This window comes from Nocardioides sp. S5, from assembly GCF_017310035.1.
Lineage (GTDB): Bacteria > Actinomycetota > Actinomycetes > Propionibacteriales > Nocardioidaceae > Nocardioides.
The window spans coordinates 541,018-565,874 of record NZ_CP022296.1 but is presented as its reverse complement, the minus strand read 5'-3'; the positions used below and the strand labels follow the sequence as shown (position 1 = coordinate 565,874).

The following is a 24,857-nucleotide window of genomic DNA, read 5'->3' as shown; positions in this document are numbered from 1 at the left end:
GGATCCTCACCTCACTCGCCCCAGGCGAGCAGCTCCGGGCTGCGGAGCATCTCCTCGGGGACGCCGAACGCGTCGACCAGGTCGACGGCGAGCGGGCGGACCTTGCGGCACAGGGCGTTGACCTCGCGGCTGATCGCCTTGGAGCGGGTGCTGGACAGCCGCCCGTGCTCCATGAACCAGGCCCGGTCGGCCTCGATCGTGGTCAGCGCGTGCAGGTCGCACAGCAGGTTGAGCGCCACCTTGAGGTCGCCGTCGGGCATCGCTGCCGTCTTCGCGATGAAGGCCTCCAGCACCAGCCGCTCGGTGTGGGCGCGCGCTGCGGCGATGACGTGGTCCTGCACCCGGGAGAACACCGCACCGGGGTTCATCCCCTGGTCGATGCCGCGCTTGAGGCGCCGGGCGACGCCGCCGATCATGTGCTCCTCGCGGAAGCGCAGCATGGCCAGCTGGTAGTTCGGGTCGAGCAGCCCGGCCTCCTGGTCCCACGTGTCGCCGCCGGGGAGCAGGTCGCGCACCGACTGGACCAGCTTGTGCACCGCGGTGCGCTCGACGACGGTCTCAACGGCGAGGCCGGCCACGAAGCGGGCCATGCCGAGCTGGTCCATGTCCTCGAACTCGCCGGCGTAGTCGGTGAGCAGGCCCTTGGCCACGAGCTGGAGCAGGACGTGGTTGTCCCCCTCGAAGCTGGTGAAGACGTCGGTGTCCGCCTTGAGCGCGGCGAAGCGGTTCTCGCTGAGGTAGCCCGCGCCGCCGCACGCCTCGCGGCACTCCTGGATGGTGCGGGTCGCGTGCCAGGTGCCGAGCGCCTTGGTGCCGGCGGCACGCGACTCCAGCATCCGGCGGGCGTGCTCGTCGCTGCCCTCCTCGCCTGCGCCGGGCCCGGAGAAGACCTCGTGCAGCTGCCCGGCGACGACCTCCTGCGCGAAGTGGAGGGCGTACGTCCGTGCGATCAGCGGGAGCAGGCGGCGCTGGTGCATGCCGTAGTCGAGGAGCACCTGCTCCTCGTCGGGCGAGACCGCCTCGAACTGCCGGCGCCGCACGGCGTAGCGCGTCGCGATCACCAGCGCGACCTTCGAGGCGTTGATGCCCGCCCCGCCGACGCACACCCGGCCCTGCACGAGGGTGCCGAGCATGGTGAAGAAGCGCTTGTTGGGGTTGTCGATCGGCGAGAGGTAGCGGCCCTCGGGGGTGACCTCGGCGAACTGGTTGAGCAGCGCGGTGCGCGGCACGCGGACGCCGTCGAACCAGAGCCGGCCGTTGTCGACGCCGTTGAGGCCCATCTTGGGACCGCAGTCCTCGATGCGGACGCCGTCCAGCACCCGTCCGCCGTCACGGATGGGGACGACGAAGGCGTGCACGCCGTGGCGCTCGCCCGCGACCTCGAGCTGGGCGAAGACGACAGCGAGCTCGGCGTGCGCGGCGGCGTTGCCGATGTAGTCCTTGCGGCTCGCGTCGTCGGGGGTCGTGATGACGAACTCCTCCGCCTCGACGTCGTACGTCGCGACGGTGCCGAGCGCCTGCACGTTGGAGCCGTGGCCGGTCTCGGTCATCGCGAAGCAGCCCATCGTGCGGCCGGTGACGAGGTCGGCGAGGTGGGCGTCGTGGTGCGTCTTCGTGCCGAGCTGGAGGATGGCGCCGCCGAAGAGGCCGAACTGCACGCCCACCTTGACCAGCACCGACAGGTCGCCGTAGGCGAGGGTCTCGAAGGCGGCGACCGAGGCGCCGATGTCGCCGCCGCCGCCGTGCTCCTCCGGGAAGCCCATCCCGGTCTGGCCCGTCTCGGCCATCATCACCACGACGTCCTTGACGCGCTCGCGGAAGTCCGCGGTGCTCATCTGCTCCTCGTCGAGGAGGACCTGCGCGTGCTCCGCGAGGTTGGTGCGCACCAGGTCGCGGACCTCGCGGTAGCGGCCGTCGAGCAGGGCGCGCAGGGCGTCGACGTCCACGTCCGGCTGGCGGTAGCCGCGGTCGTCGGCGTGGACGGCGTCGTCCTCGACCCGCTCCGGGGTGGCTGTCTCGGGCAGAGGCGTGGGCATCTCGTCCGCGATCGGCGGGACCTGGTCGGTGGCCATACCGTCCAAAGTAGTCCGGACGGTAGGTTCACCGCGATGAACGTGTCCGATGCCACCCCTCCGGGCGAACCGCTGGGCGTGATGGCCTACAACTTCGCCGTCGTCGGCGTGCAGAAGGGCGGTACGTCGACGCTCGCGGTGACGCTCAACCAGCACCCGCTCGTGTGCCAGGCCCCCGACAAGGAGCGGCACTACTTCGACGACGAGACCGTGGACTGGTCGTCGCCGGACTACGCCACCGACTACACCGCTCCCCGCCGCGCGCGGGTGCACCGCCTGCTCGGCGACGCCAGCCCGACCTACCTCTACTGGCCGCACGCGCTGGAGCGGATGCGTGCCTACAACCCCGACATGCCGCTGGTCGCGGTGTTCCGCGACCCGCTGGAGCGGCTGTTCTCGCACTGGGTGATGCTGCGCTCGCGCAACCTCGCCTGGCCCGACTGGCCGGACTTCCTCACCGAGTGGCCGCACACCTCGCTGCCCGACGCGGTGCCCGACGACGTACGCACGATGCGGTGGCGGCACATGACCGGCCTGGCGCGCGGCTTCTACGGCGAGCAGCTCCAGCGCGGCTTCGAGCTGTTCGGGCGCCAGCAGTGGCTGCTGCTGGAGCTGCGCGCGATGCTCGGCGACTTCGAGGCCACCGTGCACCGGACCACCGACTTCCTCGACCTGCCGCGCTTCGAGCGGGTGCCGCCGCTCAAGAACTGGCACGCCGGGGCCGGGCAGGTGCCGGGCACGGCACCGACCGCCGACGACCTGGCCCGGTTGGCCGAGGTCTACGCCAAGGACCTCGCCCTCTTCGAGGAGCTGTCCGGCATCGACACCTCCGCGTGGCCGACGCGTCGCGTCCTCGACGGCGACCTCGACCCCGGCGAGCTGGCCGCCAGGTTCGCCAGCAAGGTCACGTAGGCCGCGCGCCCCTCCCCACGATCTAGGGGCGCGCGAAGAAGTTGGGCGCCCGCCAGTAGTACATGGACTCCTGGCTGACGTCGCGACCCGTGCGGGGCGCGTGGATGATCTGCCCGTCGCCGATGTAGAGGGCGACGTGGTAGATCGAGCCCGGGTTGCTCGAGGAGCCCCAGAAGACGAGGTCACCAGGCGCGAGCTCGGCGGCGGTGATGCGCGTCGACTGGGTGTACTGGGCGACGGAGTAGTGCGGCAGCGAGACGCCACCCTCGGCCCACGCGGCCGAGGTGAGGCCCGAGCAGTCCCAGGCGTTCGGGCCGGCGGCGCCGTAGCGGTAGGGCTCGCCCAGCTGGGCCCGGGCGAAGGCGATCGCGGCGTCCGCGCCGCTGCTCGGCGTCGGGGGCGTCGGGGTGGGCGTCGGGGTGGGCGTCGGCGTGGGCGTGGGCGACGGCGTGGGCGTCGGCGTCGGGATGGGCGTCGGGATGGGCGTCGGGGTGGGGGTCGGGGTGGGGGTCGGCGTCGGCGTGGGCGACGGCGTCGGGGTGGGGGTCGGGGTGGGCGTCGAGGTGGGCGTCGAGGTGGGCGTCGAGGTGGGCGTCGGGGTGGGGGTCGGCGTCGCCTTCGCCTCCTGCTCCGCCTGGGCGTCCGCCTCCGCCTCGGCCTCCGCCTGGGCGTCCGCCTCTGCCTGGGCCTGGGCGGCCGCCGCGGCGGCCTGGGCCGCGGCCTCCTCGAGCGCGCTCTGGCGCTTCTCGGCCAGGCGCACGCTGATCCCCTGCAGCTCGGCGAGCTCGGCGATCAGGCCGGCCTTGGCGGCGGCGACGGCCTCCGCCTGGGCCCCTGCGTCGGCCTGCGCGGTCTCGGCCGCGTCGCGGGCCGCCGCGGCCTCGCGCTCGGCGGTCGCAGCCCGCTCGGCGGCCTGGGTGGCCGTCGTGGCGGTGACCTCGGCGACGGCGGAGGCGGCGACGAAGGCGTCGTACTGGCTGTCGAGGGCGTCGGAGGTGTGGCCCATGGTGACCGTGCGGTCGATGAGCGACTCGATGCCGTCGGCCTCGACGACCGCGGAGAGCCCCTGCACCTGCGAGGCCTCCTCGTAGGACCGCACCACCGTGTCGGCGTACAGCTGTCGCTGCGCCTCGACGTCGGCGCGCGCCGAGGTGGCGGCCGCCTCGGCCTGGCGGGCGTCCTCACGGGCCTGCTCGGCGCGCCAGCGGGCACCGTTGAACGCCTCGGCGGCCTGCGCCGCCGCGTCGCCGGCGGACTCGAGGGCGAGGTCGGCGCGGATCAGGTCGGCCTGCACGGCTGCGACGTCGCGACCCTTGTCGGCCGCGTCCTGCTGGGCGCGGGTGACGTCAGCCTCGCTCGGCACCTCGCGCCCGGCGTGGCCGTCGGCGAAGGCGACACCGTCGCCGCCGCCGACGGCGAGCCCCGCGACCAGCACGCACGCGGTGGCCCAGCGCGACGTCGTACGACGTCGGACGGGTGCGTGCGGTGCGTCGGGCACGGAGGCTCCTCGGGGGTATGGGCCCGTGCGACTTCCCCTTCGCACGGGCAACTCGAGGCACGCTAGTGAACTTTCGTCACATTGGGAACACCTTGCCCAACTTTTTGACTTTGTTCCGGCGTGTCGTCTTGACGAACGACAGTCTTGTCATTTTGAACTACACCGCTGTCGTTCGGGCAGGCTGCCGCCAACCTCCGGTCGGAGGAGGTTGTCACGCCGAACTGGAGCCTCCACCCCGAAGTTTCGGGGGTGAAGCTCGGGTTTCCCCGGGTACCCGGGGAACGCGACGCTCGGGTCAGTCGGCGTCGACAGGCACCTGGCGGGTCGTGGAGGTCGGGTGGGACGCCAACCCGTGCCGGTCGAACTTCTGCCCGCTGGCCAGGCCGCCGATCCAGAAGGCGAAGAGCGCGATCACGACGCCGGCGAGGTCGTCGGCGATGTAGTGCCAGCCGAAGTAGAGGGTGGCCACGACGGTGATGGCGAAGTTGGCCCAGAAGACGATGTGGAGGATCCGGTTGCGCAGCGTGTACTGCACCATCAACGCGACGAGCAGCGTGATCGCCACGTGCAGGGAGGCGAATCCCGCCACCGACTGCACGGAGCCCTCCAGCCCGTCGCGCAGCACGCCCTTGCGACCGTAGAACAGTGCTTCCATCAGCGCCGTCGAGCCGGTGTCGGGCAGGTCGGTGTAGAGGTAGCTGTACTGGAAGCCGGGGCCGAGGGTGGGCAGCGCGTAGTAGGACGCGGTGCCGAGCGCCCACGCCACGCACTGCGACGTGGCGAACCAGTAGCCGAAGGTGATGTTGCGCGACCACACCAGCCACGCGGCGAGCGCCAGCGGCACGAGCGGCAGGAACCACAGGTAGATCGTGGAGAGGAAGTGCGCGGAGATCCCGGTGCCGAACATGGTGTGCAGGATCGTGGCGGGCTCGTTGCCGAACATCAGCGCGCGGTCGATGAGGTGCAGCTCGCGGTCGTACTTGTCCTCGCCCATGATGAAGGGCAGGAAGGACTTGAGGTTCCGGTAGCAGACGTAGGTGATGTAGAAGGACACCAGGCCGAGCACGACGAGCACGACCCGCTCGCGGTCCCAGTGGGTCCGGATCCGCTCCCGGACGATGTCCGGCATCAGCGCGGGCTTCATCCGCGAGAACCACAGCGTGCGCGGCAGCAGGTCGAGCAGGAAGGCGCCGAGGACGAGCAGCGGCAGCCGCAACCAGGACGGCCCGAGGAAGCCCTCGGGGTCCACCAGCGGTCGATCGAGTGCGATCGAGGCCACCAGCGCGAGCGCGCCCATGAGGGCAGCGACTCCCACGAGCAGGGCATAGGCCGGTCTGTACACGGAGGTCAGTGTAGGGACGGGTCAAGGAGCGGGCGTGATCGGCAGGACCGCGAGACGTGTCACGTCCACGCGCACCGCGACCTCGTCGCCGGGCGCGACCCGACTGCCCAGCGCGGCCACGGCGTCGATCGGGCCGACGCCCTCGACGTGCACCACCAGGCGCACCTGCTCCGGCGTCACCCGGGCCGACTCGACGCGCGCGCGGACCGGGCCGGCGTCGTCGACGACGAGCGCGGAGCGGCGTACGGCGACCGCGGGCGCCGGCGCGAGACCGGCGGCCTCCAGCACGAGGCGGGCGGCGTCGTCGCGCAGCACGCGGGCGTAGCCGAGGAAGAGCGCGGTGTCCTCGTCCACCGGCTCGCGCCACACCTCGTCGATGTCGCCGGACTGCACGACCCGGCCCCCACGCATCACCGCGAGCCGGTCGGCCAGGGCGAAGGCCTCGTCGTGGTCGTGGGTGACGAGGAGCGCGGTGGTGCCGGCGGCGTGGAGGATCTCGCGCAGGTCCCCGGCGAGCCGCTCGCGCAGGGTCGCGTCGAGGGCCGACAGCGGCTCGTCGAGCAGGATCAGGCGCGGCTCGACCGCCAGCGCCCGCGCCAGCGCGACCCGCTGCCGCTCCCCGCCGGAGAGGGTGCCGGGCAGCCGGTCACCGAATCCGGAGAGCCCCACCAGCGCGAGCAGCTCGTCCACCCGCACCGCGACCCGGGCCGACGGCGTCCGCCGCAGCCGCAGCGCGTAGGCGACGTTGCGGGCGACCGTGAGGTGGGCGAAGAGCTGCCCGTCCTGGAACATCAGCGCGAAGCCGCGCCGGTGGGTCGGCGTGCCGGCGAGGTCGGTGCCGTCGAAGGAGATCGAGCCGGACGACAGCGGCTCGAGGCCGGCCACCGCGCGCAGCAGGGTCGACTTGCCGCAGCCGGACGGCCCGAGCACGGCCAGCACCTGGCCGGGTGCGAGGTCGAGCGAGACGTCGTCGACCGCGACGGCATCGCCGTAGCGGACGGTCACGTCCCGGAGCCTCAACACCATCAGAACGCTCCCACACCCGGCACCCGGAGCCGTTCGACGGCCAGCATCACCACGGCCGTGGCGACGGCGAGCACGACGGAGGCGGCGAGCGCCATGCCGTAGTTCATCTCCCCGGGGTGGCCGATCAGCCGGAAGATCACGACCGGCAGCGTCGGGCTCTCGTCGCGGGCGAGGAAGGACGTCGCACCGAACTCGCCGAGCGAGGCGGCGAAGGCGAAGCCGCTCGCGGCGAGCATCGGCTTCCACACCACCGGCAGGTCGACGGTGAGCAGGGTGCGCCAGGCCGACGCACCGAGGGAGGCAGCCGCCTGGCGCTGGCGGTCGTCGATGCCGCCGAGGACGGGCGTGAGGGTGCGGACGACGAGGGGCAGCGCCACGAGCGCCTGGGCCATCGGCACCAGGAGCGGCGAGTCGCGCAGGTCCAGCGGCGGCTGGTCGAGGGTGATGAGGAAGCCGAAGCCGAGCGTCACTGCGCTCACCCCCAGCGGCAGCATGAAGAAGCCGTCGAGGCTCGACCGCACGCGACGCTCGGCGACCGAGTGCGAGCGGCGCGTGACGATGACCGAGACCAGCACGCCCACGAGCAACGCCATCCACGTCGCGTCGACGGCGGTGCGGAGGCTGGTGGCGAGCGCCGACGTCGCCGGAACCAGCAGGGCCTGGTTGTCGCCGGCCGTCGTGAGGGCGCGGTAGTTGTCCAGCCCCCAGCCGTCGCCGACGCTGAGCGAGCCGGCCACCAGGGTGAGGATCGGCAGGAGCATCGCGCCGAGCACCAGCAGCGTGGCGACGACGACGGGTGCGTCACTGCGGCGTACGGCGCGCACCGGGGTCACGGCACGCTGGGCCGTCGGATCGGGTGTCGCGCGCAGCCGGGCCGCCATCGCGAGCAGGAGTACCACCACCACGATCTGCAGCACCGACAGCGCGGCGGCCGCTCGCAGGTCGAAGACCGTGGTGGTCAGGAGGTAGATCTCGGTCTCCACCGTCGCGTGGCGGACCCCGCCGAGGGTGAGCACGATGCCGAAGGCGGTGGCGCAGAAGAGGAAGACGATGCTCGCGGCGCCGACGATCGCCGGGCGCAGCGCCGGCAGCGTGACGGTGCGCAGCACCTGCCACGGCGAGGCGCCGAGGGCGGCGGCGGCCTGACCCGGGCGGGGGTCGAGCGACTCCCACGCGACGCCGACCGTGCGCACCACGACGGCGACGTTGAAGAAGACCAGGCCGCACACGATCGCGAACGGAGTCCCGTCGAGGCCGAGGAACCCGAGCGGGCCGCCTTCCCCGAGCAGCTGGCGGAACGCGACGCCCACCACCACGGTCGGCAGCACGAAGGGCACCAGCAGCGCCGCGCGCACCGCCGCCCGTCCGGGCAGCGCGAGCCGGTGCAGGGCGTACGCCGCGGGCAGCCCGAGGACGACCGCCAGCAGCGTCGCCGTGCCCGAGCTCCACACGGTGAACCACGCGACGCGGTGGACCCTCGGGCGGGCGAGCACCTCGAGCACCGCGCCCGGGGCCAGCCTGCCGTCGACGACGAAGCCCTCCGCGAGCATGCCGCTCACCGGCAGGACGAACAGCACGCCGAGCACCAGCACCGGCCCGGCGGCCAGCGCCAGCAAGGCGAGGATGCGCCTCAACGCGAGATGACGTCCGTCCACTCGGTCAGCCACTGCTCACGGTTGGCCGCGATCTCCTCCGGCGACACCTCGTAGGGGTCGGTCGGCTGGGGCGCGAACTGCGCCCAGTCGTCGGGGACGGTCGCACCGGGCATCACCGGGAAGACGTACATCGACTCCGGGAGCGCGCTCTGCACCTCGTCGGTGAGCATCCAGTCGATCAGCGCGGCTGCGCCCTCGGGGTTGTCGGCGCCGGCCAGCACGCCGGCGTACTCCACCTGGCGGAAGCACGTGTCGAGGAGCGCGGCCGTGGTGGTCTCCCCGTCGGCCACCGTGAAGGCCGGGGACGAGTCGTAGGACACCACGATCGGGCGGGTGCCGTTCTTCGAGCCGGCGGTGAAGTCGCCGTAGTAGGCGTCCTCCCAGCCGTCGACGACCTTGGCGCCGTTGGCGAGCAGGTCGGTCCAGTAGGACGCCCAGTCGTCGCCGTGCTCGGCGACGGTGGCCAGGAAGAAGGCCATGCCCGGGCTGCTGGTCGAGGCGCCGGGCGTGACGAGCAGGTCGGCGTACGCCGGGTCGGTGAGGTCGGCGAGCGTCTGCGGGGGCTCCAGGCCCTCCTCGGCGAACCAGGCGGTGTCGACGTTGACGCACACGCTCGCGGAGTCGATCGCGACGAGGCGGTCGCTGCCCTCGGGGAGCGCGTACTCCTCCGGCGGGGTCACCGACGTGGTGACCTCGGCGAAGGCACCCTCGCCGAGCGGTCGCGACGCGAAGGTGTTGTCGATGCCGAAGGCGGCGTCGGCGATCGGGTTGTCGGCGGTGAGGCTGAGCTTGGTCGCGAGCGTGCCGGCGTCACCGGCGGCGCGGACCTCGAGGGTGTAGCCGGTCTCGTCCTCGAAGGAGCGCACGAGCTTCTTCGGCAGGTTGAAGGACTCGTGCGTGGCGAGGACGACGGTCCCGCCGGCCGCACCGGCGGGACTGCTCCCGCCATCGGGGGCGGACGTCGACGGGTCGGTGGCCTCGCCCCCGGTGAGGCTGCAGCTGGTGAGCAGCAGCGCGGCCAGGAACGGGGTGAGGCCCGTGGCGAGGGCAGCGCGGACGGTCGTTCGGTGCATGGTGACTCCCTATCGCCGGTGCTAACCGGATCAGGTTCGTAGGGTCTGCGGCTGGTCCGCACTCTCAGCACGCCTGCGCGTGCTCCCCTGTCTTGTGGGACCAGCCTAGCCCCGGGGCCGGTGCCCCTACGCTCACCCCATGCCCAGCCTCCGCCACGCCCTGCTGGCCTCCGTCATCCCGCGCCTCCGCAGGGCCGGCGACCTCGACTCCGAGCCGCTGGAGCGGGCCCGGGTCGAGGCCTGCCACCGCGACCTCGACCGGAGCCTCCCCACGCGCGGCACGCCCGGCTTCGCGAAGAGGTGGGAGGTCGAGGTCGCCGACATCGGCTTCCCGTGCCACGTCCTGACCCCGCGCCTGCGCCACGTGCACCGGACGCTCTACTACGTGCACGGCGGCGCCTTCATGGCCCCGATCGACGCGGTCCACGTGCGCTACGCCACCCGGCTCGCCGACGCCATCGGCGCCCGGGTCGTGATGCCCGACTACCCCCTCGCCCCCGAGCACACCTGGGCCGACTCCCACGACGCGCTCGTGTCGGACGCCGCGCGCTGGGCGGACGAGGAGGGCGGCATCGTGCTGGCCGGCGACTCCGCCGGCGGCGGCCTGGCGCTCGCGATGGCGCTGTCGGTGCGCGAGCGCGGCCTGACGCCCGCGACGCACCTGGTGATGCACGCACCGTGGGTCGACCTCACGACGTCGACGCCCGAGACGCGCGACGTCGACGCCGTCGACCCGTGGCTGTTCCACAGCAAGCTCGAGGCGTACGCCCTGTGGTGGGCCGGCTCGGAGGCCGACCTCGCCCGCCCCGAGGTCTCCCCCGCCCTCGCCGACCTGGCGGGGCTCCCGAAGGCGCTGATGCTCTACGGCACCCGCGACCTGCTGCACCCCGGCTGCCGGCTGCTGGCGCGGCGCGCCACCGAGGCCGGCTGGGACCTCACCTCGATCGAGGAGCCCGACCTGCTCCACGTCTACGGCCTCCTCCCGTTCATCCCGGAGGCTCGCCGCGCCTTCACCCAGGTCGTGGACTTCCTGCGATGAGCGTCCGCGTGCTGACGACCACCGTCGACGACCTGGACCCGCGGACGGCGTACGCCGTGTGGCGGCTGCGCCAGGAGGTCTTCGTGGTCGAGCAGGACTGCCCCTACCCCGACCTCGACGGCCGCGACCTCGAGCCGGCGACGCGCCACGTCGTGCTGCTCGAGGACGACGCGGTCCTCGGCACCCTGAGGGTGCTCGACGACGGCGGCTGGGCACGCATCGGCCGGGTCGTGGTCGCCCGGTCGGCCCGAGGTCGCGGCCTCGCCGCGATGCTGATGGACGAGGCGATGGCACTGTGCGGCGACCGCGAGGTGCGCCTCGACGCGCAGACCCCGCTGGCCGGGTTCTACGCCGACCACGGCTTCGAGGTGGCCGGGCCCGAGTTCGACGAGGACGGGATCATGCACGTGCCGATGCGCCGAGCGGCGCAGCGCTAGACCGCTCCGGTCGTCATGATGGGAGCGTGCCCCTCAACGTCGAGCTCGCGGAGATCAGGGACTTCCTCGCCGCCCACGTCCCCTTCGACTCCCTCCCGGCCGCCGTCCTCGAGTCGGTCCCGCCCCGGTTGAGCATCGGCTACCACCGCCGCGGCAGCGTGGTGCTGGCCCGGGGCAGCACGCCGGTCGAGCTGCTGGTGGTGAGGTCGGGGGCCGTCGAGCTCCGGGACCCCGACGGCGAGCTGGTCGAGCGGGGAGCTGCCGGGACCTGCGTCGGTGGTGCCGCGCTGGCGACCGGCACGCCGCAGCCGGTGACCGTCCGGGCGATCGAGGACACCCTCGTCCTGGCCTTCCCCGCCGACCTGTTCCACCAGCTCCGTGGGCAGCACACCGACTTCGCGGCCTTCTTCGAGCACCGCGCCGGCATGCTGCGCGACGCCGTGGCCCGGCAGCGGGAGCACGTCAGCGGAGCCGACCGGTCGGTGCTGTCCGGGACGGTGGGCGACCTGGTGACCCGGGGACCGGTGAGCATCCGTGCCGACGCCTCCGTCCTGGACGCGGCCCGGCTGATGTCGGCGGAGCGGATCTCCTCGGTGCTGGTCACCGACGGGGAGGCCCTCGTCGGCATCATGACGGACCGGGACCTGCGCACTCGGGTGCTGGCCGCCTCGGTGGACCCGGCGGGTCCCGTGTCCGCGGTGATGACGCCGGACCCGGCGACCGCCCACCCCGACGCCCCGGCCCTGGAGGCGCTGCTCGAGCTGGTGCGCCGCAACATCCACCACCTGCCGGTGGTCGAGGACGACCGACCCGTCGGCATGGTCACGGCCACCGACCTGCTCCGGCTGCAGCAGGCCAACCCCGTCTTCCTCGTCGGCGACATCGCCAAGGCGCCGGACGTCGCCACCATCGCGGACCTGGCGAGCCGCCTGCAGCGCGTGGTCGCCGGGCTCGTCCGGCAGGGCACGTCGGCCCACGACGCCGGCCGCGTCGTCACCACCGTCGGGGACGCGATCGAGCAACGGGTCATCGCGCTCGCCGAGGCCGGGCTCGGTCCGCCACCGGTGCCGTACGCCTGGCTCACGCTGGGCTCCCGGGCCCGCTTCGAGCAGGCCCTGGCGCCCGACCAGGACCACGCACTGGTGCTGCACGACGACTACGTGCCCGACCTGCACGCGGCGTACTTCGCCGAGCTCGCCGAGCAGGTCACGAGCGGCCTGGAGACCATCGGCTACCCGCGGTGCCGCGGGGACAAGATGGCCACGAACCCCCGGTGGCGCCAGCCGCTCGGCACCTGGCACGTCCACGTCGCGAGCTGGGTCGGCACGCCCACCCCGGAGGCGATCCTGGAGGCCAGCGTGTTCTTCGACGTGCGCCACCAGTACGGCGACCCCGAGCTGACCGCAGCGCTGGTGGCACACCAGCGTCGGGCCGCGCGGGCCACGCCGATCTTCCTGGCCCACCTCGCGGCCGCCGCGGCGTCGCACCACACGCCGCTCGGCTTCTTCCGCGGGCTCGTCGTGGACCGGTCCGGGGAGCACCGCGACACCCTGGACGTGAAGCGGGGCGGCATCAACACCATCGTCGAGATCGCCCGCCTGCACGGGCTGGCGTGCGGGTCGTCGGCGATGTCGACCCTCGCCCGGCTCGAGGACGCCGTCGCCGCCGGTCGCGTGAGCCCGACGCTGGCGGCCGACCTGCGCGACGCGTGGGAGTTCCTCGGGCACCTGCGGCTGCGGCACCAAGTCGCCCAGGTGCGCGCGGGGAGACCGGCCGACAACTGGGTCGACCCGTCGGTGCTCAGCGACTTCGAGAAGCGGCACCTGAAGGCGGCGTTCGGCGTCATCCGGTCCGCGCAGGGTGCCATCGCACTGCGCTATCCCGTCCGCGAGATGACATGACACCTGACGACCGGATCCCGGTCGACCAGCTGTCCCTGCTCGCGGTGGACCTCGAGACCACCGGGCTCTCCGCCGCCCGCGACCACGTGCTGGCCGTGGGCTGGGTTCCGGTGGACGGCGGGCGCATCGACCTCTCCGGCGGCCGGCGCCACGTCGTACGCCATGACGACCCGGGCGATGCGGTCACCATCCACGGCCTGACCCACGACGACCTCGAGGAGGGCCGGCCCCTCGCGGAGGTGCTGGCCGAGCTGCGCCGCGCCCTGGCCGGACGCGTGCTCCTCGCCCACCACGCGCCGTTCGAGCTGGCCTTCCTCGACGCGGCCTTCCGCGCGGTGGGCGAGCCACCGGCCCTGCCTCCGGCCGTGTGCACCCTGGAGCTCCAGCGGCGCCTCCTGGGCCGTCACGGCGAGGTCGGCCCCGGGGAGCTCCGCCTCTGGGCGGCTCGAGCGCGTCATGGGCTGCCGGTGACGGCAGCCCATGACGCGCTGGGTGACGCGCTGGCCTGCGCCGAGCTCTACCTCGCCCAGGCCGCGGAGCTCGGCGCGAGCGGCCCCCTCAGCCTGGGCGACGTACGCCGACGCGAGCCGTGGCTCGACCGCCTCAGGGCCTGGTGGCGCGGACGTCGTTGAAAGGTGTCAGCCCACCTCGCCCTGCGCGTGCTTGGCGACGAGCTCGGTCCGGCCGGGGTAGCGGATCTCCTCGACCAGCTCCTGCATGATCGGGCTGGGCTTCGGGGTGAACTGCGACACGATGATCGTCACTGCGAAGTTGATCAGCATCCCGATCGTGCCGAAGCCCGTCTCCAGGATCCCGAAGACGCCCGCTCCGTTGCCGTAGATGTCGATCGTCCACAGCATGTAGGCCATCGTCGTGACGAGTCCGGCCACCATGCCCGCCGTGGCGCCCATGGCCGTGCAGTTCTTCCAGAAGATCCCGAGCACCAGGATCGGGAAGAAGCTCGCTGCTGCCAGCCCGAAGGCCAGCGCCACGACCTGGGCCACGAATCCGGGCGGGTTGATGCCGAGGTAGCCGGCGACCACGATCGCCCCGCCCATCGCGATGCGACCGACCATGAGCTGGCGCGCCTCGGTGGCCTGCGGGTTGATCTTCTTGAAGTAGACGTCGTTCGCGACCGCGCTGGAGATGACCAGCAGGAGGCCGGACGCCGTGGACAGCGCCGCGGCCAGGGCACCGGCCGCCACCAGGCCGACGATCGGCGCCGGGAGGCCCCCGATCTCGGGCGAGGCCAGGACGATGATGTCGTTGTTGATGAGGATGTCGCTGTAGTTGACCGTGGTGCCCGCCGGGAGCGCCGAGATCGCCGAGCCGTCGGCCTGCGTGATGAGGCCGACCTCCGACCAGGTGTTGAACCACGACGGCATGTCGCTCAACGCGGTCCCGTTGACGTCCTCGATGATCTGGAGCTTGCTGAAGGCCGCCACCGACGGGGCGGTCGTGTAGAGCAGGGCGATGAAGAACAGCGCCCACAACGCCGAGTAGCGCGCGGCCCGCACGCTCTTGGCGGTGTAGAAGCGCACGATCACGTGCGGCAGCCCCGCGGTGCCGAACATCAGCGACGCCGTGATCAGCAGCATGTTGAGCATGTTCGTGCTGCCGAAGGCGGCGGTGTACTCCGGGATGCCGAGCTCGGTCTGGAGCGCGTCGAGCTCGGCGAGGATCGTGCCGAACCCGATCTGCGGGATCGGCACGTCGGTCACCTTCGCAGAGACGGCCACGGCGGGGATCAGGTAGGCGATGATCAGCACGGTGTACTGCGTCACCTGGGTCCAGGTGATGCCCTTCATCCCGCCCAGGACGGCGTAGAAGAACACGATGGCCATGCCGATGATGACGCCGGTGGTCGGGTCCACCTTGAGGAACCGCGTGAAGACCAGGCCGACGCCCGCCATCTGGCCGGCCACGTAGACGAAGGACACCACGATGGCGGCGACCACCGCGACCAGCCGGGCGGTCTCGTTGTAGCGGTCACCGACGAAGTCGGGGATCGTGTACTTGCCGAACTTCCGCAGGTAGGGGGCCAGCAGCAGCGCGAGCAGCACGTAGCCGCCGGTCCAGCCCATGAGGTAGACCGACCCGCCGTAGCCGTTGCCGGCAAAGGCGATGATGCCGGCCATCGAGATGAACGAGGCGGCACTCATCCAGTCGGCCGCGATGGCCGCGCCGTTGGCGGGTGCCGGGATGCCACCGCCCGCGACGTAGAAGCCGGACGTCGTGCTGACGCGGCTGCGGTAGGCGACGATGATGTAGATGCTGAACGTGACGATGACGAAGACGAGGGTCCAGGTCTGGATGTCGCTCACGAGTGGTGCACCTCCTCCTCGTACTCGTCGATGCCGTACTCCGCGTCGAGCTTGTCCATCCGCGTGACGTAGACGGCGATGAGGATCACGAACGTGATGATCGAGCCCTGCTGGGCGAACCAGAAGCCGAGCGGGAAGCCGGCGACCACGACCTCGTTGAGGGGCTCGACGAACAAGATGCCCGCCCCGAACGACACGAGCGCCCAGATGGTGAGCAGCACGGCCATCAGTCTCAGATTGCGGCGCCAGTACTCCCGGCGCTGGTGTTCGTCCACGGTGTCCTCCTGGCTGACGACGGGCTTTCGTGTCCAGCAGCGAAACAGCGCAGCGTGAGCGGGGTCAACAGGACGATGTGACGCTGCTCACACTTTTCGCCGAGCGGTCGGATTCCGTCGGTCGATGGCGGAGTGACGCCGTCGGCCGCCGGCCGAGCCCGCTGTCGATGCCGTTCGTCGTGCGTGACCGACCGTTCGTCGCGAGGGCAGCGACCGTTCGTCGTGCGGGACGCCACGCGCCGCCCCTCACTCCGGCCCGATGGCCCGGCGCGTTCCGTACAGTCGCCCCATGAGCGGTGCAACGGCGGCGAGTGCAGTCCGAGCGCGGCGCAGGCCCGACCCGGCGAGACGCCGGCTGGCCGGTGCGGTCACCATGGTGCTCCTCGGCTCCTTCCTCCCCTGGATCGACACCGCAGTCGGGTCGGTGTCCGGGGCACGCGGCGCCGGGCTGTGGACCTTCTACGCGGCGATGCTGGGCCTCGCGGCGGTGCTGATCCCCCTCCGGCGGGTGGCGGCAGTGCACGCGACCGTCTTCGCCGCCACAGCCGTGGTCGTCCCGGTGTGGCAGGTGCTGCACCTGCTCACCCTGGTCGGCATGAACGGCTGGGTCCCCGGCCCCGGTCTGGTGCTGGTGCTCGGCGGGGGCGTCCTCGGCGCCACCGCGGCGGCTCAGCTGTTCGGTCCCGCAGCGACCACCACGAGCACCGGACCGAGCAGCTCCTCGCGCACCAGCCGGGACTGACGCGACAGGCCGCCGATGACCGTCGGCGCGACCCACCAGCCGGGGCGGTCGAGGCGCTGCCCGCCCAGCACGACGTCGCCCCCCTCGGAGCGGGCGAGGTCGAGGTAGCGCAGCACCCGGTCGCGCGCGACCGGCGACCGCAGCGGCCCGCACACCGTGGCGGGCTCGGTCGGATCACCCACGACGACGTCGGTCATCGCGTCGACGGCCGCGCGCAGCGCCTCGTCATAGCGGTGGGCGGGCACGACGACGCTGGCGGGCACGTGGCACGCCTGGCCGGCGTTCGCGGCCACCGCGACGGCCGCAGCGGAGACGGCGGGGGCGAGGTCGTCCTCGTCGGTCAGGCGGACCGACCGCGGACCGCCGACCTCGAGGCGTACGCGCTTGCCGGCACGCTCGGCGGCCTCGCGCACCCGCTCGCCGGCGAAGGCCGATCCGGTGAAGGAGACGTCGTCGACGCGCGGGTCGAGGGTGAGCGCGATCGCGACGTCGACGTCGCGGGTGGTGAGGACGTTGAGCACGCCGCGCGGCAGGATGTCGAGCGCGATGCGGCCGAGCTCGAGCGCTGCGCTCGCCGTCTCGGGTGCCGGCTTGAGCACCACCGTCCCGCCCGCGACCAGCACCCGGCCGACCTCGGCGACCGCGACGGCCAGCGGCGAGGTCGACGGGGTGACGACCGCGGTCACGCCGGGCGGTCGCGCGGGCGGTGGCCCGGGCTCGCCGCGCATCCCGGCGATCGGTGCGTCGACGTGCGCGGCGCGGAGCCCGACCGGGACCCCGGTCTCCGTGGCGATCAGGAGGGCCAGGTCGTCGGACCGCCCGCGGAGGGCGTCCTGGAGCCGCGAGAGCGCCTCACGGCGCAGCTCGGTGTCGGTGCTCCACGTGGTCTCGTCGTAGGCCCGGCGGGCGGCGGCCACGGCGGCCTGCGCGTCCGGGACACCGGCGTCGGGGACGTCCCACAGCCGCTCGCCCGTTGCGGGGTTGCGCGCCGGGAACGTCCATCCCTCGGCGGTGGCGACCTCGACGCCGTCGACCGGCAGTCCCGAGGAGCGGGCGTGCTTGCTCATGGGAGAACTCCACCACGTCGGGGTCGCAGGTCCCATCACCCGGTCGGACCGGGTTGGCGGCGACAAGGTGACCAGGCGGCCTTGGCCCGCTCGATCTCCTCGACCATCGTCGCGGGCGAGGCCCGGAACGCGGCCATCGGGACGACCGGATCTGCCGCGGCACCCTTGAGGTCGATCACCACCCCGGCCAGCCGACGGTCGTCGCCGGAGCGGCGACGGAGCGAGCGCGGAGGATTGAAGCCGGCGCCGTGGATCTTCGACAACGGCCACGTCTGGTCGGTGCGGTAGCCCCGGTAGGTGAGAGAGTCAGGACCGATCACGAGTCGCCAGCGGTGGAGGCGGCCGGTGACCAGACGAGCGAGGTCGGGCAGCGAGCCCACCGCGCCCGCGATGGTCGCCAGCGCGAAGCCCGGTGCCTCGAGCTCGCCGAAGTCGGTGACCGCGACGTAGGACCAGACCGCGGCGACGCACAGGAGCGCCGCCCAGGCGCCGACGAGTGGCCACACGGTGAGCGCGGGCGACAGGAAGGTGGTGGTGCCGTCGGCGCCGTGGACCGGTCCCCCGCGGCGAGGCACGACCAGTGCTGACACCGCGGAGCACATCAACAGCGCAGCGGCGGCGCACAGCCCCCAGGCCGACCAGCGCATCACCCCGTCGTCGGCCAGGGCGAGTGCGAGCATCCCGAGGGCGAAGAGCGCCAGGAAGCCGATCGCCACGGCCGAGAACCAGCGGGGGACCAACCTCACCGACGCCATCAGGTGCGCCTGCCCCGGCACGGCCTCCGGCTGCTCGCTCATCCACAGGACGCTACCCGGCACCGGAGCTGCCGCAACGGGCACACGCCCTACCCTCGACCCATGCGCGACGACCTCGGTGCCGACGTCCCCCTCAGCGGCCCGGCACGCCGGATCGTCTCCCTCGTGCCGTCGCTGACCGAGGCGGTCGCAGGCTCCGCGCCGGACCGGGTCGTCGGCGCCACCGACTGGTGCACCCACCCCGCCGACCTCGACGTGGCGCGGGTGCGCGGCACCAAGAACCCCGACCTGGCGGCGATCCGGGCCCTCTCCCCCGACCTCGTCGTGGCCAACCAGGAGGAGAACCGCGAGCTCGACGTACGCCGCCTGCGCGACGCCGGCGTGACCGTGTGGGTCACCCGCATCGAGACGGTCGAGGAATCGCTCGTCTCGATGTCGCGGCTCTTCACCGAGGCCCTCGGCCTCGCGGACCCGCCGTGGCTCGTCGAGGCGCGGTCGCTGTGGGCGACTCCCGCACCGCGCCGGCTGTCGGTGGCCGTGCCGATCTGGCGCGACCCGTGGATGGTGGTCGGCTCCTCGACCTACACCGACGACCTGCTCACCCGGGCCGGGCTGGCCAATGTCCTCGCCCACCTGGACGGGCGCTACCCGACTGTCACTCCCGCCGAGATCGACGGCGCCGGGGCGGACGTCGTGCTGCTGCCCGACGAGCCCTACGTCTTCACCGCCCAGGACGGCCCGGAGGCCTTCACGACGCCGACCCGGCTGGTGTCGGGCCGCCTGCTGACCTGGTACGGCCCGGCGATGGTCGAGGCGTACGCCATGCTGGCCGCGATCGATGGTTAGCCTCCAGCCATGACCCGCGACCCGATCAGCGAGGCCCACCGCCAGTGGGTCGCCCACGGCTGGCCCGGCGCCGCCGACGGGATGGCGATGGTCACCTCGGTCGTGCGCGCGCACCAGCTGCTGATGGAGCGCATCGACGCGGTGCTCCGCCCGCGCGACCTGACCTTCGCCCGCTACGAGGTGCTGCGGCTGCTGTCCTTCACCCGCGAGGCGGCGATGCCGATGTCACGGCTGGGCTCGCTGCTCCAGGTCCACCCGACGAGCGTGACCAACGCGGTCGACCGGCTGGTCGCGCAGGGCTACGTAGAGCGCGTGCGCGGCGAGGCCGACAAGCGCGTCGTACGCGCCGTGCTGACCGATGCCGGTCGCGAGGCGGTCGAGGAGGCCACGGCGGCGCTCAACGCCGAGGTCTTCGAGGTGCCGGGCCTGCCCGCGGACGACGTACGCGACCTGACCGGCCGGCTCACCGCCCTCCGGGAGGGCCTGGGCGACTCTGCCTGAGCTGCCGCCCCTCCCGCTGTGACGCCGGGTACTCGCGCGTAATACTTGGAAGTCCTACTATCGAGGCATGGCCGACCTGCACCGCCCCGAGAACCCGATCCGCCTCGTCACCGCGTCCGCGCTCTTCGACGGCCACGACGCCTCGATCAACATCATGCGGCGGATCTTCATGAGCCAGGGCTGCGAGGTCATCCACCTCGGCCACAACCGCTCCGTGCAGGAGGTCGTCGACGCGGCGCTCGAGGAGGACGTGCAGGGCGTGGCGGTGTCGTCCTACCAAGGCGGGCACGTGGAGTACTTCGAGTACCTCGTGGAGTCGCTGCGCGCCCAAGGCGCCGGCCACGTCCGCGTGGTGGGTGGAGGCGGGGGCGTGATCGTCCCGCGCGAGATCCAGCGCCTGCGCGAGTCGGGCGTGACGATCTTCTCCCCCGAGGACGGCCAGAAGATGGGCCTGGTCGGGATGATCAACTCGGTCGTCGCCGACTGCGACATCGACCTCTGGTCCGACAGCGCGGTCACCGCCGAGCAGGTGCTCTCCGGCGACCGCTTCGCCGTGGCGCGCGCCGTCACCGGCGCCGAGGGCGGCCGCCTCGACGAGGCGATGCTCGAGGAGATCCGGTCCGCGGCCGCGCGCCGGGTCGTCCCGGTCCTCGGCATCACCGGCACCGGCGGCTCGGGCAAGTCCTCGCTCACCGACGAGGTCGTACGCCGCTTCCGCACCGACCAGCAGGACAAGCTGCGCATCGCCGTCATCGCCGTCGACCCGACGCGCCGCAAGGGTGGCGGCGCGCTGCTCGGCGACCGGATCCGCGCCAACTCCCTCGACGGCGACCGGGTCTTCTTCCGCTCGCTGGCGACCCGCGGCGCGCACGAGGTGCCCGCCCACCTCGGGGACGTGATCGACGTGATGAAGGCCGCCGGCCACGACCTCGTCATCGTCGAGACCCCCGGCATCGGGCAGGGAGACGCGGGCATCGTTCCCCTGGTCGACCACTCGCTCTACGTCATGACGCCGGAGTTCGGCGCCGCCTCGCAGCTGGAGAAGATCGACATGCTCGACTTCGCCGACACCGTCGCGATCAACAAGTTCGAGCGCCGCGGCGCCAAGGACGCGCTGCGCGACGTGGGTCGCCAGCTGGTCCGCAACCGCGAGGCGTTCGGCAAGCAGCCCGACGACATGCCGGTCTTCGGCACCAGCGCCGCGACCTTCAACGACGACGGCGTCACCGCGCTCTACCAGCACCTGCGCACCGCGCTGGCCGACGCCGGGCTGGCCGTCAGCGAGGGCACGCTGCCGCACGTCGACGTGCGCCACTCCTCGGGCATCCGGCAGGTCGTGCCGGCCGACCGGGTGCGCTACCTCGCCGAGATCACCGAGACCGTCCGCGGCTACCACGCCCGGACGACCGAGCTGGCCGAGGCGGCGCGCAACCTCCAGCGCGTGCAGTGGGTCGCCGACCAGCTCGCCGACGGGGACGCCGGCGCCGTCGAGGCCCTGCTCGAGGCCGCCCGCAAGGCCGTCCCCCACGAGGTCGCCGACCAGGTCGAGCGGTGGCCGGCGGTCGTGGAGTCCTACTCCGGCGACGAGCAGGTGGTGACGGTCCGCGACCGCGAGATCCACACCAAGCTGACCCGCGAGTCGCTGAGCGGCAACAAGATCCCGCGCGTCTCGCTCCCGCGCTTCGCCGACCACGGCGCGCTGGTGACGTTCTGGCGGGGCGAGAACCTGCCGGGCTACTTCCCCTTCACCGCGGGTGTCTTCCCGTTCAAGCGCGACAACGAGGACCCGGCGCGCATGTTCGCCGGCGAGGGCGACCCGGCGCGCACCAACCGCCGCTTCAAGATCCTCTCCGAGGGCAACGACGCGACCCGCCTGTCCACCGCGTTCGACTCCGTGACCCTCTACGGCCGCGACCCCGACCCGCGCCCGGACGTCTACGGCAAGGTCGGCACCTCCGGCGTCTCCGTGGCGACGCTGGAGGACATGAAGGCGTTGTACGACGGCTTCGACCTGGTCTCGCCCACGACGTCGGTGAGCATGACGATCAACGGCCCCGCCCCGACGGTGCTGGCGTTCTTCCTCAACACCGCGATCGACCAGCAGGTCGACGCCTTCCGCGAGCGCGAGGGCCGCGAGCCGACCGACGACGAGCGTGCCGAGCTCGAGGCGTACGCCCTCGCCAACGTCCGCGGCACCGTGCAGGCCGACATCCTCAAGGAGGACCAGGGGCAGAACACGTGTCTGTTCTCCACCGAGTTCTCCCTGCGGATGATGGCTGACATCCAGGAGTGGTTCATCGAGCGGCAGGTGCGCAACTTCTACTCCGTGTCGATCTCCGGCTACCACATCGCCGAGGCCGGGGCGAACCCCATCAGCCAGCTCGCGTTCACCCTCGCCAACGGCTTCACCTACGTCGAGGCCTACCTCGCGCGCGGCATGGACATCGACGACTTCGCGCCGAACCTGTCGTTCTTCTTCTCCAACGGCATGGACCCCGAGTACAGCGTCCTGGGCCGCGTCGCGCGCCGCATCTGGGCGGTGACGATGAAGGAGAAGTACGGCGCCTCCGAGCGCTCGCAGAAGCTGAAGTACCACGTCCAGACGAGCGGCCGCTCGCTGCACGCGCAGGAGATGGACTTCAACGACATCCGCACCACGCTGCAGGCACTCATCGCGATCTACGACAACGCCAACAGCCTCCACACCAACGCCTACGACGAGGCCGTGACCACCCCCACCGAGGACTCCGTACGCCGCGCGCTCGCGATCCAGCTGATCATCAACCGCGAGTGGGGCCTGGCGATGAACGAGAACCCGCTCCAGGGGTCCTTCGTCATCGACGACCTGACCGACCTCGTCGAGGCGGCTGTCCTGGAGGAGTTCGACCGCATCAACGAGCGCGGCGGCGTGCTCGGCGCGATGGAGACCGGCTACCAGCGCGGTCGCATCCAGGACGAGTCGATGCTCTACGAGCACCGCAAGCACGACGGGTCGCTGCCGATCATCGGCGTCAACACCTTCGTCAAGGAGTCGGCCGCGGACGCCCAGCCGAAGGAGGTCGAGCTGGCCCGCGCGACCGAGGCCGAGAAGGAGTCGCAGCTCTCCCGCGTGCGGGCCTTCCAGGCCGCCCACGGCGCCGAGGCCCAGCAGGCGCTGGCGCGGCTCAAGGACGCCGCAGTCTCGGGCGACAACGTCTTCGCCGTGCTCATGGACGCCGCGCGCGTGTGCTCGCTGCAGCAGGTGACCGAGGCGTTCTTCGAGGTGGGCGGGCAGTACCGCCGCAACGTCTGAGCTCGAAACCTGGCCGGGCGCTCAGGCGCGGCTGAGGACGTCGCGCACCGTCAGCGGCGGCGTCTCGGGTGCGTCCCCCGAGGCGGCCGCGGGCAGGTCGAAGCGGAAGACCGACCCGGGGCCGGGGTCGGCCGCGAGGCACTCGATGGTGCCGCCGTGGCGGTGCACGATGGTCTGGCAGATGGAGAGACCCATCCCGTTGCCACGGAACCCGGCGCGCACGGTGTCGCTGCGGTGGAAGCGCTGGAAGATCAGGACGCGCTCCCGCTCGTCGACACCGACACCGTTGTCCTCGACCTCCACGATGACGCGAGGACCGTGGCGCTCGGCCCGGACCCGCACGACCGCAGGCACGCCGGGCCGGGCGTACTTCACCGCGTTGCCGACGAGGTTGGCGAAGAGCTGGCGCAGGGCGACCTCGTCCGCGTGCACGCTCGGCAGCCCGTCCGGCACCTCGAGGACGTCGTCGGGGCCGAGCAGCGCGACCGCCTGGGCCAGCGCACCGGTCGGACCACCCAGCGCGAGGTCGGAGGCGACGAGGTCGCCGGCCTCGGCCATCGCGTGGGCCAGGAGGTCGTTGATGAGGTCGGCCATCTGGTCCGCTGCCCGCTGCGCGCGCTCGACCGACGCCGCGGTGTCGCTCGCCGGGTCGAGGTCCATGGCGGCGAGGTCGAGCCACGACCGGATGGCGGTGAGCGGCCCGCGCAGGTCGTGCGCGGCGGTGGAGGCGAAGCTCACCAGCGGGCGCAGCCCGCGGCGGTGCTCGGTCACCTCGCTCAGGACCAGCAGCACTCCGGAGCGGCCGTCGCCCTGGTCGGCCAGCTCGGTGCGTGACACAGCGAGCACGAGCTCGTCGCCGGAGTCCAGCGGCACCTGCACGTCGCCCACGCCGAGCTCGCCGCGGGACGCACCGGTGTGGTGCGGGGCCGGGTCGAGGATCAGGTCCACGAGCGCGACGAGCGCGATCTCGTCGGGGGCCCCGGGGCGTACGCGCTGGGCCAGGCGCCGGCTGGCGCCGTTGCTGCGCTCGATCGAGCCGTCGCGCGCGAGCACGACGAGGCCCTCGTCCATGCTCTCGGTCATCTCGGCGAGGAGCTCGGCCTGCTCGGCGGCGCGGGCGCGGGCACGCCCCATCCGCACGACCAGCGCGTCGATGCGGTCGCCCAGCGTGCCGACGGCGAGCCCGGTGAGGAGCACCGCGACCAGGAAGACGTGGGCGACGACGATCTCCTGGACCGGGTCCTCGAGGCCGATGGTCGGCCCCTTCCCCACCAGGGTCAGCACCAGCGCCGAGACACCGATCCCGAGGGCGTGCAGGGCGGCGAGGAAGGTCCGGAACCGGGCCGCGGACCAGACGCACAGGGGCATGAGGAGGAACGCGACCGGAAGCGGCTGGGAGTAGACCGCCGCGACCGCCACTGCGGAGACGGCCCAGAGGACGACGAGCTCGGCACGGTGGCCGCCGCGAGCACGCGGCGCGACGCGTTGGGTGTGCCACTCCCACGCCAGGTGGCCGATGCACCCCACGACGAGGATCCCGGTGAAGTGCCGGGCGAACCAGGCCAGCGGGACCCACGGGTCCCAGCTGCCGTTGGCGGCCCACACGCCGAGGGCACCGAGGAGGGCGCCCGCGACGCTGCCCAGGACGCCCGCGGCACACGTGTAGGACAGCGTCCGCGGGGACCGGAAGCTCTCGGTGCCGCCGGCGCCGAGCAGGGTGGGGCACCAGCGCCGCAGCAGGGCCACGGTCAGCCAGGTCTGCACCGTGACCGACACCGAGCCCAGGAGCACCACGAGCGGCGGAGCCGCCGTCACCCAGGCGACCCCGGCGTGCAGCAGCAGCAGCGGCACCAGCACGAAGCGCTGGCGGCGCGGGGCCTCCGCCAGCAGCCACAGGATCGCCACCCCGGCGCCGGGCCAGATCAGGCTGACCGACTGGCCCTCCACCACGGTGAGCCGAGCCACGACGCCGAGCACGGCGTACAGCACGCCGAACCCGATCGCCCACCGCAGCGGCAGCGCCGGGCGGGTCGTCACAGGCGGCTCACAGGCGCCGCCGCGCGCGTGCGGGCGCGGGTCGGACGCACTCGGGACGGACAC

At 72.6% G+C, this 24,857-nt stretch carries 20 protein-coding genes and 1 riboswitch; of the genes, 9 read left to right on the top strand and 11 right to left on the bottom strand.

The features are described 5' to 3' along the window. Positions 1–11 precede the first annotated feature (11 nt). Entirely contained in the window at positions 12–2,072 is a 2,061-nt protein-coding gene (locus tag CFI00_RS02825) for an acyl-CoA dehydrogenase (RefSeq protein ID WP_242532653.1), read from the bottom strand. Positions 2,073–2,108: 36 nt separating this feature from the next. Here CFI00_RS02825 and CFI00_RS02820 point away from each other — a divergent pair, with 36 nt between their 5' ends. Then, the gene (locus CFI00_RS02820) at positions 2,109–2,984 is read left to right on the top strand and encodes a sulfotransferase domain-containing protein (protein ID WP_207083785.1); all 876 of its coding nucleotides are present in this window, start codon (positions 2,109–2,111) and stop codon (positions 2,982–2,984) included. A 22-nt stretch (positions 2,985–3,006) separates the two neighbouring features. Here the strand turns inward: CFI00_RS02820 and CFI00_RS02815 are convergent, their stop codons facing one another. The 5 genes from CFI00_RS02815 to CFI00_RS02795 all read right to left on the bottom strand — a co-directional run bounded on the left by CFI00_RS02815 (position 3,007) and on the right by CFI00_RS02795 (position 9,578). Next, entirely contained in the window at positions 3,007–4,482 is a 1,476-nt protein-coding gene (locus CFI00_RS02815; RefSeq protein WP_242532652.1) for a C40 family peptidase, read from the bottom strand. Between the two features lie 295 nt (positions 4,483–4,777). Further along, positions 4,778–5,824, bottom strand: coding sequence for a phosphatase PAP2 family protein (locus CFI00_RS02810; protein WP_242532651.1), 1,047 nt, complete (start codon positions 5,822–5,824; stop codon positions 4,778–4,780). A 21-nt stretch (positions 5,825–5,845) separates the two neighbouring features. After that, the gene (locus CFI00_RS02805) at positions 5,846–6,829 is read right to left on the bottom strand and encodes an ABC transporter ATP-binding protein (RefSeq protein ID WP_242532650.1); all 984 of its coding nucleotides are present in this window, start codon (positions 6,827–6,829) and stop codon (positions 5,846–5,848) included. A 20-nt stretch (positions 6,830–6,849) separates the two neighbouring features. After that, complete coding sequence (locus CFI00_RS02800; RefSeq protein WP_242532649.1) at positions 6,850–8,484, bottom strand: iron ABC transporter permease; 1,635 nt, start codon at positions 8,482–8,484, stop codon at positions 6,850–6,852. Next, positions 8,481–9,578, bottom strand: coding sequence for a thiamine ABC transporter substrate-binding protein (locus CFI00_RS02795; protein WP_207083783.1), 1,098 nt, complete (start codon positions 9,576–9,578; stop codon positions 8,481–8,483). Before CFI00_RS02795 ends, CFI00_RS02800 begins: the two co-directional genes overlap by 4 nt. After that, positions 9,568–9,677: riboswitch (TPP riboswitch) on the bottom strand. It overlaps the preceding gene by 11 nt. A gap of 40 nt (positions 9,678–9,717) precedes the next feature. On the opposite strand from CFI00_RS02795, the gene CFI00_RS02790 reads away from it, so the two are divergent. The 4 genes from CFI00_RS02790 to CFI00_RS02775 are packed head-to-tail and all read left to right on the top strand — an operon-like array spanning position 9,718 to position 13,587. Beyond that, positions 9,718–10,617 (top strand): alpha/beta hydrolase, encoded by a 900-nt coding sequence (locus tag CFI00_RS02790; RefSeq protein WP_207083782.1) that lies wholly within the window; start codon positions 9,718–9,720, stop codon positions 10,615–10,617. Continuing rightward, the gene (locus CFI00_RS02785) at positions 10,614–11,054 is read left to right on the top strand and encodes a GNAT family N-acetyltransferase (protein ID WP_207083781.1); all 441 of its coding nucleotides are present in this window, start codon (positions 10,614–10,616) and stop codon (positions 11,052–11,054) included. The genes CFI00_RS02790 and CFI00_RS02785 overlap by 4 nt, the downstream gene beginning before the upstream one ends. Before the next feature lie 26 nt (positions 11,055–11,080). Then, positions 11,081–12,955, top strand: a complete 1,875-nt coding sequence (locus CFI00_RS02780) for a putative nucleotidyltransferase substrate binding domain-containing protein (RefSeq protein ID WP_207083780.1) — start codon at positions 11,081–11,083, stop codon at positions 12,953–12,955. Beyond that, entirely contained in the window at positions 12,952–13,587 is a 636-nt protein-coding gene (locus CFI00_RS02775; RefSeq protein WP_207083779.1) for a 3'-5' exonuclease, read from the top strand. The genes CFI00_RS02780 and CFI00_RS02775 overlap by 4 nt, the downstream gene beginning before the upstream one ends. Before the next feature lie 6 nt (positions 13,588–13,593). On the opposite strand, the gene CFI00_RS02770 is transcribed toward CFI00_RS02775, so the two are convergent. Both CFI00_RS02770 and CFI00_RS02765 read right to left on the bottom strand, forming a co-directional pair. Beyond that, a complete protein-coding gene (locus CFI00_RS02770; RefSeq protein ID WP_207083778.1) occupies positions 13,594–15,279 on the bottom strand; it encodes a sodium:solute symporter family protein in 1,686 nt (561 codons plus the stop codon). After that, the gene (locus CFI00_RS02765) at positions 15,276–15,554 is read right to left on the bottom strand and encodes a DUF4212 domain-containing protein (RefSeq protein WP_207083777.1); all 279 of its coding nucleotides are present in this window, start codon (positions 15,552–15,554) and stop codon (positions 15,276–15,278) included. The genes CFI00_RS02770 and CFI00_RS02765 overlap by 4 nt, the downstream gene beginning before the upstream one ends. A 289-nt stretch (positions 15,555–15,843) precedes the next feature. Between CFI00_RS02765 and CFI00_RS02760 the strand changes: the two genes are divergently transcribed. Next, positions 15,844–16,296, top strand: coding sequence for a hypothetical protein (locus CFI00_RS02760; RefSeq protein ID WP_207083776.1), 453 nt, complete (start codon positions 15,844–15,846; stop codon positions 16,294–16,296). Here CFI00_RS02760 and CFI00_RS02755 read toward each other — a convergent pair. Continuing rightward, positions 16,224–17,363: an aldehyde dehydrogenase family protein gene (locus CFI00_RS02755; protein WP_207083775.1), complete on the bottom strand. Its 1,140-nt coding sequence runs from the start codon at positions 17,361–17,363 to the stop codon at positions 16,224–16,226. The genes CFI00_RS02760 and CFI00_RS02755 overlap by 73 nt on opposite strands. 35 nt (positions 17,364–17,398) lie before the next feature. Continuing rightward, positions 17,399–18,160: a hypothetical protein gene (locus CFI00_RS02750; RefSeq protein WP_207083774.1), complete on the bottom strand. Its 762-nt coding sequence runs from the start codon at positions 18,158–18,160 to the stop codon at positions 17,399–17,401. A gap of 60 nt (positions 18,161–18,220) precedes the next feature. On the opposite strand from CFI00_RS02750, the gene CFI00_RS02745 reads away from it, so the two are divergent. The 3 genes from CFI00_RS02745 (at position 18,221) to icmF (ending at position 22,757) form a co-directional block, all read left to right on the top strand. Further along, positions 18,221–18,964: a helical backbone metal receptor gene (locus CFI00_RS02745; protein WP_207083773.1), complete on the top strand. Its 744-nt coding sequence runs from the start codon at positions 18,221–18,223 to the stop codon at positions 18,962–18,964. Positions 18,965–18,973: 9 nt separating this feature from the next. Next, complete coding sequence (locus tag CFI00_RS02740) at positions 18,974–19,465, top strand: MarR family transcriptional regulator (protein WP_207083772.1); 492 nt, start codon at positions 18,974–18,976, stop codon at positions 19,463–19,465. 67 nt (positions 19,466–19,532) lie between these two features. Next, positions 19,533–22,757 (top strand): fused isobutyryl-CoA mutase/GTPase IcmF, encoded by a 3,225-nt coding sequence (icmF, locus tag CFI00_RS02735; protein ID WP_207083771.1) that lies wholly within the window; start codon positions 19,533–19,535, stop codon positions 22,755–22,757. 21 nt (positions 22,758–22,778) lie between these two features. Here icmF and CFI00_RS02730 read toward each other — a convergent pair whose 3' ends face one another. Next, positions 22,779–24,794 (bottom strand): ATP-binding protein, encoded by a 2,016-nt coding sequence (locus CFI00_RS02730; RefSeq protein ID WP_207083770.1) that lies wholly within the window; start codon positions 24,792–24,794, stop codon positions 22,779–22,781. Positions 24,795–24,857 lie beyond the last annotated feature (63 nt).

Bases quoted from the DNA above. Each gene is read 5' to 3' on its own strand.
- CFI00_RS02820 (WP_207083785.1), top strand. From the start codon at position 2,109: ATGAACGTGTCCGATGCCACCCCTCCGGGCGAACCGCTGGGCGTGATG.
- icmF (WP_207083771.1), top strand. From the start codon at position 19,533: ATGGCCGACCTGCACCGCCCCGAGAACCCGATCCGCCTCGTCACCGCG.
- CFI00_RS02775 (WP_207083779.1), top strand. From the start codon at position 12,952: ATGACACCTGACGACCGGATCCCGGTCGACCAGCTGTCCCTGCTCGCG.
- CFI00_RS02760 (WP_207083776.1), top strand. From the start codon at position 15,844: ATGAGCGGTGCAACGGCGGCGAGTGCAGTCCGAGCGCGGCGCAGGCCC.
- CFI00_RS02785 (WP_207083781.1), top strand. From the start codon at position 10,614: ATGAGCGTCCGCGTGCTGACGACCACCGTCGACGACCTGGACCCGCGG.
- CFI00_RS02825 (WP_242532653.1), bottom strand. From the start codon at position 2,072: ATGGCCACCGACCAGGTCCCGCCGATCGCGGACGAGATGCCCACGCCT.
- CFI00_RS02740 (WP_207083772.1), top strand. From the start codon at position 18,974: ATGACCCGCGACCCGATCAGCGAGGCCCACCGCCAGTGGGTCGCCCAC.
- CFI00_RS02750 (WP_207083774.1), bottom strand. From the start codon at position 18,160: ATGAGCGAGCAGCCGGAGGCCGTGCCGGGGCAGGCGCACCTGATGGCG.
- CFI00_RS02795 (WP_207083783.1), bottom strand. From the start codon at position 9,578: ATGCACCGAACGACCGTCCGCGCTGCCCTCGCCACGGGCCTCACCCCG.
- CFI00_RS02755 (WP_207083775.1), bottom strand. From the start codon at position 17,363: ATGAGCAAGCACGCCCGCTCCTCGGGACTGCCGGTCGACGGCGTCGAG.
- CFI00_RS02745 (WP_207083773.1), top strand. From the start codon at position 18,221: ATGCGCGACGACCTCGGTGCCGACGTCCCCCTCAGCGGCCCGGCACGC.
- CFI00_RS02790 (WP_207083782.1), top strand. From the start codon at position 9,718: ATGCCCAGCCTCCGCCACGCCCTGCTGGCCTCCGTCATCCCGCGCCTC.